At 68.7% G+C, this 1,712-nt stretch carries 1 pseudogene; it reads left to right on the forward strand.

Features of this window, described 5'->3' with window-relative positions:
- A pseudogene (locus BKH20_RS11290) lies at positions 1-1,666 on the forward strand (hypothetical protein); the annotation flags it as partial.
- Positions 1,667-1,712 lie beyond the last annotated feature (46 nt).

The raw sequence follows: 1,712 nt of genomic DNA on the forward strand, positions 1-1,712 counted from the left end.
GGAGTCTACCGAGGCTGCCGAGGACTCTGACGCGGCTGAGACTGCCGTCGAGCCCGATGCAGAGACTGCAACCCGCGAGGCTCAGGAGTCGGGGACCGATCAGCCTGAGGACGATGCCTCTGAGGAGCAGGCGGCCGAGGAAACCGCCGTCGACGAGTCTGCCGATGAGCACGTCGAGGACGCCGCAGGTGATGAACTGGCCGAGGACGCGCAGGCCGCGGCGTCTGCGGATGAGACCGCCACTGAGCCCGATGCCGAGCCGGAGGCCGCCGCCGACGCGGCTGCGGACTCCGACAACAACGACACGACCGTCCTCGCCCCCGCCTCGCAGCGGCACGAGGTCGACTCGGCTGACACGACTGATTTCACGGCTTCAGCCCAGTCCGTGGCTGTGGTCAGCGGCTGGACAGCGGGCTCGGCAGCTCCTGCCGCGGGCTCAGCCGAGTCAGCGGCCCTTCCCGTACCCCCGCCGCCGTCGGCCGAGGACATCGCCGCCTGGGCCGAGACCCCCAGCGGGGCGCCGTCGGGCTTCTCCGCCGGTCAGCCGGCCGTGGAGCTGGACATGTTCGGCCCCCAGATGATGGCCCAGATGCCACCCCCTCAGCGGAATCAGCCGTCGACATCCAGCACCGGGCGCCTGATCGCGATCATCGTGGTCCTCCTGCTCGTCATCGTCGGCGGAGGCGGCCTGTGGGCCGGCAACTACTTCGCCAACAAGGGCAAGGACGGAGACTCCTCCGACACCTCCCGGGACAAGGCCGACAGCAACGGCGACAAGGACGGCAAGCAGAACGGCCACGCCGACGCCGCGGCCACGTCCACCGCGTCGGCCCTGCCCTCGGGCGCGGTCAAGGCCTGCTCCAGCATGCCAACCTTCACGATCACCTCAGTGGAGGACGGCCAGGGCGAGCTCAAGGTCCAGGGCACCATGGCGACCTCCTGCGCCGAGGGCGACTTCCTGGCCGGATCGTCCAACCAGGTCCTCGTCTACAGCTCCACCAGCCCCACCGGCGGCGCCGACGTCGATCACCTCGTGGCCTCGGGAACCTTCGACCTCTCCAGCGACCCGCTCATCATCCCCAACGGCGGGCGGACAGTGACGCTGCGCTTCGGCGAGGAGCACTACTTCCGCACCGCCAAGGACCTCGACCTCAAGGGCCTGTCGGTCAGGCCCTCCTTCGACCGCGGCACCTCAACCAGCGTCACCGCGAAGAGCTCGACGAACTCCCCGATGACCATCGCCTCCTCAGCGAGCGCCAACGCCAACCAGGAGGCGCAGGACGAGCAGGCCGCCGGGGACGCCATCCAGTGGCAGATCAAGCACGACTACCCCATCGTCATGAACAGCATGCGGGGCAAGTGGACCCCGCAGCTGTCCTCCAAGAAGGTCGGCCTGGTGGCCGAGGGGCAGACCTGGAACAACCGCTCGATTCTCGCGGAGTTCCTGAAGACTCGGCAGTCCAATCCGAAGGCCGTCATCATCGAGACCAGCCAGTGGCCGGTCTACGACGTCAGCGGCTGGTGGGTGACCCTGTCCGGTGAGCTCTACGACGACGCCGACCAGGCCAACGCCTGGTGCGACGCCCAGGGCTACGACTCCGACCACTGCCTGGCCAAGCGCATCGAGTCCAACGGATCGTCGCAGGGCACCACCAAGACCCGCTGAGACGAGAGCCGGCTCACCTGAGAACGCGCATCGGCCTGCCTGAGCC

The organism is Actinomyces oris, from assembly GCF_001937445.1.
Taxonomy (GTDB): Bacteria; Actinomycetota; Actinomycetes; order Actinomycetales; family Actinomycetaceae; genus Actinomyces; species Actinomyces acetigenes.